The organism is Cupriavidus sp. FW305-27 (assembly GCF_058787995.1).
Map to the genome: position 1 here is coordinate 1 of NZ_JBYTAG010000117.1, position 9,883 is coordinate 9,883.

At 66.6% G+C, this 9,883-nt stretch carries 7 protein-coding genes and 1 pseudogene; 3 read left to right on the forward strand and 5 right to left on the reverse strand.

Going from position 1 to position 9,883, the window contains the following annotated elements; translation table 11 throughout:
• Positions 1-171 precede the first annotated feature (171 nt).
• A complete protein-coding gene (locus tag AC3WRI_RS32325) occupies positions 172-642 on the forward strand; it encodes a PaaI family thioesterase (RefSeq protein WP_010809529.1) in 471 nt (156 codons plus the stop codon).
• Between the two features lie 145 nt (positions 643-787).
• Positions 788-1,126 (forward strand): annotated as a pseudogene (locus AC3WRI_RS32330) (cation diffusion facilitator family transporter); the annotation flags it as partial.
• Between the two features lie 179 nt (positions 1,127-1,305).
• On the opposite strand, the gene AC3WRI_RS32335 reads toward AC3WRI_RS32330, so the two are convergent.
• Positions 1,306-1,851: a carboxymuconolactone decarboxylase family protein gene (locus AC3WRI_RS32335; protein WP_492294947.1), complete on the reverse strand. Its 546-nt coding sequence runs from the start codon at positions 1,849-1,851 to the stop codon at positions 1,306-1,308.
• Between the two features lie 123 nt (positions 1,852-1,974).
• Here AC3WRI_RS32335 and AC3WRI_RS32340 point away from each other — a divergent pair, with 123 nt between their 5' ends.
• Positions 1,975-2,940 (forward strand): AraC family transcriptional regulator, encoded by a 966-nt coding sequence (locus AC3WRI_RS32340; RefSeq protein ID WP_492294949.1) that lies wholly within the window; start codon positions 1,975-1,977, stop codon positions 2,938-2,940.
• A 28-nt stretch (positions 2,941-2,968) separates the two neighbouring features.
• Here AC3WRI_RS32340 and AC3WRI_RS32345 read toward each other — a convergent pair whose 3' ends face one another.
• From AC3WRI_RS32345 to acnD, 4 genes are all read right to left on the reverse strand, one after another.
• Entirely contained in the window at positions 2,969-4,093 is a 1,125-nt protein-coding gene (locus tag AC3WRI_RS32345; protein WP_010809525.1) for an asparaginase, read from the reverse strand.
• Between the two features lie 227 nt (positions 4,094-4,320).
• Complete coding sequence (locus AC3WRI_RS32350; protein WP_011615389.1) at positions 4,321-5,775, reverse strand: bifunctional 2-methylcitrate dehydratase/aconitate hydratase; 1,455 nt, start codon at positions 5,773-5,775, stop codon at positions 4,321-4,323.
• A gap of 26 nt (positions 5,776-5,801) precedes the next feature.
• Complete coding sequence (prpF, locus tag AC3WRI_RS32355; protein WP_492294951.1) at positions 5,802-6,992, reverse strand: 2-methylaconitate cis-trans isomerase PrpF; 1,191 nt, start codon at positions 6,990-6,992, stop codon at positions 5,802-5,804.
• A 61-nt stretch (positions 6,993-7,053) separates the two neighbouring features.
• The gene (gene acnD / locus AC3WRI_RS32360; protein WP_058698636.1) at positions 7,054-9,666 is read right to left on the reverse strand and encodes a Fe/S-dependent 2-methylisocitrate dehydratase AcnD; all 2,613 of its coding nucleotides are present in this window, start codon (positions 9,664-9,666) and stop codon (positions 7,054-7,056) included.
• Positions 9,667-9,883: the final 217 nt, after the last annotated feature.

A 9,883-nucleotide genomic window follows, 5' to 3' on the forward strand; every position in this document is an offset into this window, starting at 1 on the left:
GCATGGTGGCGGGAGGGATTGGGGTGAAACGGCCAGCCATTATATCGGGTACGAATGACAGGCAGTCGGAATGCCGGGCTGGGCCGGCGAGGATTACGTCTGACGTAATTGAGCCGTGTAGACCATGCGCTTACGCTGCAGGCACGACGTAAGCCGTTCACAGGAGCCCAAATGTCACAAGCCCTTGCCACCTTGCCCCGCCAGCACGATCGCCACGCTGCGGTCGACCCCCGCATGCGCATTATGGTAGACAACGTCCTGATCGGCTCCCCGGTGGCGCGCGCCCTCGGCGTGCGGCTGGCCAGCCTGGCTCCCGATCATGTCGAGCTGGAGATGCCATTCCTGCCGACCAACGTGACCCACGGCAGCATCGTCCATGGCGGTGTCATTGCAACGCTGATCGATATTGCCGGCGCCGCGGCGGCAGCTTCTGGCGGCAGTGCCGACGATGTGAAGGGCGGGGCGACCAGTTCGCTTTCTATCCAGTACCTGGCCCCGGCAAAGGGTACGGCGCTGCGCGCGGTGGCGATGGTGGTGCGGCGTGGGCGCCGGCAGGTGGTCACCGACGTGTCGGTCTATGCGGAAGCGCCGGACGAGGGCGTACTGGTGGCCAAGGCGTTGATGAGCAGTGCCATGTTCTGAATCCGGAGCGGACGCATCGCGCGCCCGTTTTTTCAAATTTATAAAACGCAATTAACCGCCGTATTTTCACCTTCACACCCGGGCGCGCCAGTACACTGGCGCGACCTGCTTCCACTGCAAAGGGGCAGCTTCGTGGAGGAAAGCGATGCGGCGTGGGCCTGAAACTGCGCAGCAGGGCGGGGCGTCCCCGGCACCTGCCGCATCCGAGACGCTCCCGGCAAGCCCCGTATCTTCGGGGTCGCGTATCGCTTTCTACGGTGCGATTGCCGCCAACGTGGCGATCGCTGCCACCAAGTTTGTCGTCGCCGCCGTGACCGGCAGCTCGGCCATGCTGTCCGAGGCCATCCATTCCACCGTCGACACCGGCAATGAGCTGTTGCTGCTGGTTGGCATGGCGCGCAGCCGCCGGCCGGCCGATGCCATGCACCCGTTCGGGTACGGCAAGGAGCTGTATTTCTGGAGCCTGATGGTCGCGGTGCTGCTTCTGACGCATCGCCACCGCTACCGTTGCCAACGGCGCCGCGGGCGCCATCGACCGGATCGAGCGCCGCATCCGGGCGCGGTTTCCTCAGGTCAGCCGGATCTTTATCGAAGCCCGGCTGATGACCAAGGGCACGCGTGCGGCGGCCTGAATGCCACCACCGCGCACCTGGTTGCGGCAGATTACGCAGCCGCGCGCAGCTTGATCTTCGGAAAGTCGACCGGCACCGCGAAGGCAACGTTCACGTAGTTGGTGAACAGGTTCAGCGCCACATGCGCCAGGATCTCGACGATCTGTTCGTCGTTGAAGCCGGCCTCGCGCAATTGCGCCACATCCGTATCGCTGACCTGGCCGCGCTGGTTGACCAGCTTGAGCGCGAACGACAGCGCTGCGGCGGTCCGTGCATCCTGCGCCCGGCCAGCCTGCGCCTCGGACATTTCCTGGGCGGTGGCACCGGCCTTCCGGCCCAGCGCGGTGTGGGCGGCGAGACAGTATTCACACTGGTTTCGATCGGCCACGGCCACGGCGATCTTCTCGCCCAGGGCCGCATCCAGCACACCGCCGCCGAGCGCACCGAACGCGCGCCACATGCTGCGCAACGCAGCGGGCGAATTGGCGACAGCACGGAACATGTTCGGGGCGACGCCAAAGGCACCGTGGATCTCGGCCAGCAGGGCCTGGCTGTCGCCCGTGGCAGTGGCGGGATTGACGAGGGGAACGCGGGACATGGTGGACTCCTTGGTACAGGTTGAAAGGACAAGGCAGTTGCGATCGCCTTGACTGCAGTATGGGTAACCATCGAGTACCATTGGGTGCGTAAAGTCCTACGTACATACCAATTCGTCCAGACCATGCCTGAACCCATCGACCGGCTTTCCGCGCTGCTGGAGCGGTTTCGCGCGCGTGCGCACCTGTTCCACCAGGGACCGCTGTGCGGGCTGACCCAGTTCGCCGCGCAGCCGGGCCGCGGCTTCCTGCATGTCCTGCGCCGCGGCGAACTGGAGCTGCGGCACCCGCCGGGCTCGGGCCTGCCGGGCAGCCTGCGCATTGACGAGCCCACGCTGCTGTTCTACCCGCGCCCGGTCCACCACATGTTCCACAACCCGCCGCAGGAAGGCTCGGATTTCACCTGTGCGGCGCTGGACTTCGACGGTGGTGCGCGCAACCCGGTAGTGCGCGCGCTGCCGCCGCTGATCGCCTTGCCGCTGGCGCACGTGGCCGGCCTGGAGCAGTCGCTGGCGCTGCTGTTTGCCGAGGCCGGCCAGGTGCGCTGCGGCCACCGCCTGCTGGCCGACCGGCTGTTCGAGGTGGTGCTGATCCAGCTGCTGCGCTGGCTGATCGACCACCACCAGGAGGCCGGCATCCAGGCGGGCCTGATTGCCGGCCTGTCCGACCCGCGCCTGGCACGCGCGCTGGTGGCGCTGCACGAGGCGCCGGGCGAGCCGTGGGACCTGCCGCGCATGGCGGCGCGCGCGGGCATGTCGCGCAGCGCCTTTGCCGCGACCTTCCGGCTTGTCGTGGGGCAGCCGCCGGCCGACTACCTGACCGACTGGCGCCTGACGCTGGCGCAGGCGCAGTTGCGCCTGGGCCGTCCGGTGAAATCCGTGGCGCTGGAGCTGGGCTATGCCAATGCGTCGGCGCTGTCGCGCGCGTTTACGGCACGGCTGGGCCAATCGCCAAGGCAATGGCTGGAACGGGAAGAAGAGGGAAAGGAAGGGGAGACGGCCGGGAAATTGCTGCCGGCCGATGCAGCCGCCGGTTTGCTCCCCTCTCCCGCGCGCGGGAGAGGGGCCGGGGGAGAGGGCGGGAGCGTCTAGCGGCGATACCGCCTGCTCCACGAGCTCATCAGTACTTCCAGAAGACCTGCTGCAGCGCCTTGGCGTCGTTGGTCTGCGTCAGCGCCAGCGCCATCAGGATGCGTGCCTTCTGCGGCAGCTGGTCGTCGGTGACGATCCAGTCGTACTTGTCATCCGGCTGCTCTGCGTTGCGCACCACCACGCCGCTGCCGGTGCGCGAGGCGCGCACGATCTGCACGCCCTTGGCGCGCGCGGCCTTGAGCGACTCCACCATGTAGTCGCCGACGCTGCCGTTGCCGGTGGCCGCGTAGATGATGGCCTTGGCACCGCTCTTCACCGCGGCGTCGACCGCGGCCGGATTGGCGTTGCCGTAGGCGTAGAGCACTGCCACCTCAGGCAGCTTGTCGATCTTGTCGATGTCCCACTGCGTCTGCTGCGTGTGCGGACGCGCCGGCAGGCGGTAGAACAGCGTGCGGCCTTCGACCACGTAGCCCAGCGGGCCGAACGGCGAGCGGAAGGTCTCGGTCTTGAAGGTGTTGCTCTTGGTGACGTCGCGGCCGGTGTGGATCTCGTCGTTCAGCACGGCCAGCGTGCCCTTGCCCTTGGAGGCAGGGTTGGAGGCGACCAGCACGGCGTCGTACAGGTTGAGCGCGCCATCGGCGCCCAGCGCGGTGCCCGGGCGCATCGAACCCACCACCACCACCGGCTTGTCGCTCTTGAGCGTCAGGTTCAGGAAGTAAGCGGTTTCCTCGATGGTGTCGGTGCCGTGCGTAATGACGATGCCGTCCACGTCCGGCTGCTTGAGCAGTTCCGATACGCGCTTGGCCAGCTTCAGCAGGCGTTCGTTGTTGAAGCTCTCCGAACCGATCTGGAAGATCTGCTCACCCTTGACGTTGGCGACCTTGGAGATTTCGGGCACCGAGGCGATGATCTTGTCGACCGGCACCACGGCGGACTGGTAGGCCGCGGTGTTGGTCACCGATGCGCCGGCGCCGGCAATGGTGCCGCCGGTGCCGATGATGACGATATTGGCCTTGCGGGCTTCGGCCTGGGCGGTGGCGGGTGCGGCGGCGGATTGTGCGGCGGGGGCGAGCTGCGCGTGGGCAGTGCCGGTGATCAGGCTCGCCGACAGCAGGGCAGCGGCCAGCGTGGTGACGCGGGCGAAGTGTTTCATGTTTCTCCTCGGTATCTATACGAACGTGTGGCCCGTACTGGAATCGGCACGACATACCTTATGGGTGGAATGGTGCCGTCCGTGTTCAGTCGGTGGCTGCTGGCAGCGGGGCCTGTGATGCAGGGCCCGTTCAGGCAGCGGCAGTGACTATACGTGAGGAGAATTTGGCGCGGGAGGGGCGCTGCAAGGGTTATGCCGATTCGGCATGAAGTTGCCCGGGCGATAACTCAAATCGCATACATATCGAGGTACTCATTGACCGGCATGGCCTCCAGCCGCGCCTGGTCCAGCGACGCGGCAAGGATGGCCTGCTGCTGTTTCGGCGGGAAGCGGCGGGCGAGGTTGGTGCGGAATTTTTCCACCAGCAGCGGGATGCCCTCGGCGCGGCGGCGCTTGTGGCCGAGCGGATATTCGACCAGCACCTCGTCCAGCACGGTGCCATCCGCCAGCGTCACGGTCAGCGCATTGGCGATCGAGCGCTTGGCGGGGTCGTGATAGTCGCGCGTCAGCGCGGGGTCTTCCACACAGGTGATCCTGCCGCGCAGCGCGTCAATGCGCGGGTCGGCGGCAATCCTGTCTTCGTAGTCGGCGGCGGTCAGGCGGCCGAACAGCAGCGGCACGGCCACCATGTACTGGATGCAGTGGTCGCGATCCGCCGGATTGCTGAGCGGGCCCTGCTTGTCGATGATGCGCAGGCAGGCCTCGTGGGTGCGGATGGTGATGGCGGCGATATCGGCCGCGCTGCGCCCCGCGAGCGCCAGCGCGCCGTGCAGCTGCATCGCTGCCTCCACCGCGGTCTGCGCGTGGAATTCAGCCGGGTACGAGATCTTGAACAGGATGTTCTCCATCACGTACGTCCCGTACGGCCGCTGGAAGCGGAACGGCTGCCCCTTGAACAGCACGTCGTAGAAGCCCCAGGTCTTTGCCGTCAGCACCGACGGGTAGCCCATCTCGCCGGTGCGGGCGATCAGCGCCAGCCGCACCGCGCGGCTGGTGGCGTCGCCGGCGGCCCAGCTCTTGCGGCTGCCGGCGTTGGGGGCGTGGCGGTAGGTGCGCAGGCTCTGGCCGTCGACCCAGGCCAGCGACACGGCATTGAGGATCTCGTCGCGCGTGAGGCCTAGCATCTGCGCGACCACGGCGGTGGAGGCCACCTTGACCAGCACCACGTGGTCCAGCCCGACCTGGTTGAACGAATTCTCCAGCGCGATGCAGCCCTGGATCTCATGTGCCTTGATCATCGCCGCCAGCACTGCCTTCATCGTCAGCGGCTTGCGCCCGGCGGCGATGTGGTTGCGCGAGATCCAGTCAGCGGTGGCCAGGATGCCGCCGAGGTTATCCGACGGATGACCCCATTCGGCAGCGAGCCAGGTGTCGTTGAAGTCCAGCCAGCGGATCATCGCGCCGATATTGAACGCGGCCTGGACCGGATCGAGCTGGAACTGGGTGCCCGGCACGCGCGCGCCGTTGGGCACGATCGTGCCCGGAACAACGGGACCCAGCAGCTTGGTACAGGCCGGGTAGGAGAGGGCTTCGAGCCCGCAACCGAGCGTGTCGATCAGGCAGTTGCGGGCGGTGTCATAGGCGAGGCCGCTCTTGATCTCGTACCGGGTGACATAGTCGACGATGTCGACCAGCACCTGGTCCGGATCGGGGCGTTGCGCGGACGGCGTGTCGGTGGACATGAACGGCCTCGCGGGTGCGGCTCAGCTCAGAACGCGTCGCCGGGCACGCGCACCCAGCCTTCCATCAGCACGCGCGCGCTGCGGCTCATGATGGCCTTCTTGACCGCCCATTCGCCGTCGACCTGCTGCGCCTCGGCGCCCACGCGCAACGTGCCGGACGGATGCCCGAAACGCACCGCGTTGCGCTCGCCGCCGCCGGCGGCCAGGTTGACCAGCGTGCCGGGGATGGCGGCGGCGGTGCCGATCGCCACCGCTGCCGTGCCCATCATGGCGTGGTGCAGCTTACCCATCGACAGCGCGCGCACCAGCAGGTCCACATCGGCCGCGGCCACCTTCTTGCCGCTGGAGGCGACGTAGTCGACCGGCCTGGCGACAAAGGCCACCTTGGGCGTGTGCTGGCGCTTGGCGGCCTCGTCCACGTTCTTGATCAGGCCCATGCGCAGCGCGCCGTAGGCACGGATGGTCTCGAACATCGCCAGCGCCTTGGTGTCGCTGTTGATGGCGTCCTGCAGCTCGGTGCCGGTGTAGCCGATGCTCTCGGCGTTGACGAAGATGGTCGGGATGCCGGCGTTGATCATGGTGGCCTTGAGCGTGCCCACGCCCGGCACTTCGAGGTCGTCGACCACGTTGCCGGTGGGGAACATCGCGCCGCCGGCGCCTTCTTCCTCGGCGGCCGGATCCATGAACTCAAGCTGCACTTCGGCGGCCGGGAAGGTCACGCCATCGAGCTCGAAATCGCCGGTTTCCTGCACTTCACCGTTGGTGACGGGCACATGGCCGATGATGGTCTTGCCGATATTGGCCTGCCAGATGCGCACCACGGCCACGCCGTTGTGCGGGATGCGGCTGGCATCGACCAGGCCGGCGCTGATGGCAAAGGGACCGACCGCTGCCGACAGGTTGCCGCAGTTGCCACTCCAGTCGACAAAGGGCTGGTCAATCGAGACCTGGCCGAACAGATAGTCGACATCGTGGTCGGGCCGCGTGCTCTTGGACAGGATGACGGTCTTGCTGGTGCTGGAGGTGGCGGCACCCATGCCGTCGATCTGCTTGCCATAGGGGTCGGGGCTGCCGATCACGCGCATCAGCAGCGCGTCGCGGGCCGGGCCGGGCACTTGTGCCGTTTCCGGCAAATCCTGCAGGCGGAAGAACACGCCTTTGCTGGTGCCGCCACGGATATAGGTGGCGGGAATCTTGATCTGGGGTACGTGAGTCATGGAAATCTTTGTCCTGGTTGGCCCGGGCGGCATGCGTGCCGCTCGGGCCCTTTGTCACAGCTTATGCAGTTGCCCGCGACGACTCAAGGAAGTCCTGCGCAAAGCGCTGCAGCACGCCGCCAGCTTCGTAGATCGACACTTCCTCGTCGCTGTCGAGGCGGCAGGTCACCGGCACTTCCACGCGCTCGCCGTTCTTGCGGTTCACCACCAGTGTCAGCGTGGCGCGCGGCTGGCGCTCGCCGATCACGTCATAGGTCTCGGTGCCGTCCAGGCCCAGCGTCAGGCGGTTCACGCCCGGCTTGAACTCCAGCGGCAGCACGCCCATGCCGATCAGGTTGGTGCGGTGGATGCGCTCGAAGCCCTCGGCGACGATCACTTCCACGCCGGCCAGGCGCACGCCCTTGGCGGCCCAGTCGCGCGACGAGCCCTGGCCATAGTCCGCGCCGGCGATGATGATCAGCGGCTGCTTGCGATCCATGTACGTCTCGATCGCTTCCCACATGCGCACGACCTTGCCTTCGGGCTCGATGCGCGCCAGCGAACCCTTCTTGACCTGGCCATCGACCACAGCCATTTCATTGATCAGGGTCGGGTTGGCAAAGGTGGCGCGCTGCGCGGTCAGGTGGTCGCCGCGGTGGGTGGCGTACGAGTTGAAGTCCTCTTCCGGCAAGCCCATCCTGGCCAGGTATTCCCCGGCGGCGCTGTTGAGCATGATGGCGTTGGACGGCGACAGGTGGTCGGTGGTGATGTTGTCGCCCAGCACCGCCAGCGGACGCAGCGCCTTGAGCGTGCGTTCGCCGGCCAGCGCGCCTTCCCAGTAGGGCGGGCGGCGGATGTAGGTGCTCTGCGGACGCCAGTCGTACAGGGGACTGACCGATTCGCCGCTGGCCGCGGTAATGGCGAACATCGGCTCGTAGACCTTGCGGAACTGTTCGGGCTTGACGCTCTTCGCCACGATCGCGTCGATCTCTTCGTCGCTCGGCCAGATGTCCTTCAGGTAGACCGGCTTGCCGTCCTGGTCCGTGCCCAGCACGTCCTTTTCGATATCGAAGCGGATGGTGCCGGCGATGGCATAGGCCACCACCAGCGGCGGCGAGGCCAGGAAGGCCTGCTTGGCGTACGGGTGGATGCGGCCATCGAAGTTGCGGTTGCCGGACAGCACTGCCGTCGCGTACAGGTCGCGGTCGATGATCTCTTGCTGGATTTTCGGGTCCAGCGCTCCGGACATGCCGTTGCAGGTGGTGCAGGCAAAGGCGACGATGCCGAAGCCAAGCTTCTCGAGGTCGGGCAGCAGATTCGCTTCTTCCAGGTACAGCTCGACTGCCTTGGATCCCGGGGCCAGCGACGACTTGACCCACGGCTTGCGCGCCAGGCCGCGCGCATTGGCGTTGCGCGCCAGCAGCGCGGCGGCGATCACGTTGCGCGGGTTGCTGGTGTTGGTGCAGCTGGTGATGGCGGCGATGATGACCGCGCCGTCCGGCATCAGGCCTTCGGCTTCCTGCGCGCGGGCCTTGTCCAGGTCGACGGCGATGCCGCGCTCGGCCAGCGCGGAGGTCGGCAGGCGCTTGTGCGGGTTGGACGGGCCGGCCATATTGCGCACCACGCTCGACAGGTCGAACTTCAGCACGCGCTCGTATTCGGCGTTCTTCAGCGAATCCGCCCACAGGCCGGTGGTCTTGGCGTACGTCTCGACCAGCTTGAGCTGCTCATCGGTGCGGCCGGTCAGGCGCAGGTAATCGATGGTCTGCTCGTCGATAAAGAACATCGCCGCGGTGGCGCCGTATTCCGGCGCCATGTTGGAGATGGTGGCGCGGTCGCCGAGCGTCAGGCTCGAGGCGCCTTCGCCGCGGAACTCCAGGTAGGCGCCGACCACCTTCTCCTTGCGCAGGAACTCGGTCAGTGCCAGCACGATGTCGGTGGCGGTGATGCCAGGCTGGCGCTTGCCCGTCAGCTCCACGCCGATAATGTCCGGCAGGCGCATCCACGAGGCGCGGCCGAGCATCACGTTCTCGGCTTCCAGGCCGCCCACGCCGATGGCGATCACGCCGAGCGCATCCACATGCGGGGTGTGGCTGTCGGTGCCGACGCAGGTATCGGGGTAGGCCACGCCGTTGTCGGCGTGGATCACCGGCGACATCTTCTCCAGGTTGATCTGGTGCATGATGCCGTTGCCCGGCGGGATCACGTCGACGTTCTTGAACGCCTGCTTGGTCCAGTCGATGAAGTGGAAGCGGTCTTCGTTGCGGCGGTCTTCGATGGCGCGGTTCTTGGCGAACGCATCGGGGTCGAAGCCGCCGCACTCCACCGCCAGCGAATGATCGACGATCAGCTGCACCGGCACTACCGGGTTGACCTTGGCGGGGTCGCCTCCCTGTTCGGCGATGGCGTCGCGCAGGCCGGCCAGGTCCACCAGCGCGGTCTGGCCCAGGATGTCATGGCACACCACGCGCGCCGGGAACCACGGGAAATCGAGGTCGCGCTTGCGCCCGATCAGCTGCTTGAGCGAATCCGTCAGCGTGGCGGGATCGCAGCGGCGCACCAGGTTTTCTGCCAGCACGCGCGACGTGTACGGCAGCTTGTCGTAGGCACCCGGCTGGATTGCCTCGACCGCGGCGCGCGCGTCAAAGTAATCCAGCTTGGTGCCCGGTAGCGGTTTGCGGTTTGCAGAATTCATGGTGTAGGGAAATCAATATAGGTATGAAAAAGGGGTAGTGGTCCCATGTCAGCGACCAACTACCCCCTTGCCCGCAGGCCCGGATCAAGGCAACCCGACGCGGAGCAAACCGGCAGCCGGTCTTACTTGCGATCCTTCAGCGGCACGAACTTCAGGTTCTCCGGACCGGTGTAGTTGGCGCTCGGGCGGATGATCTTGTTGTCGATGCGCTGCTCGA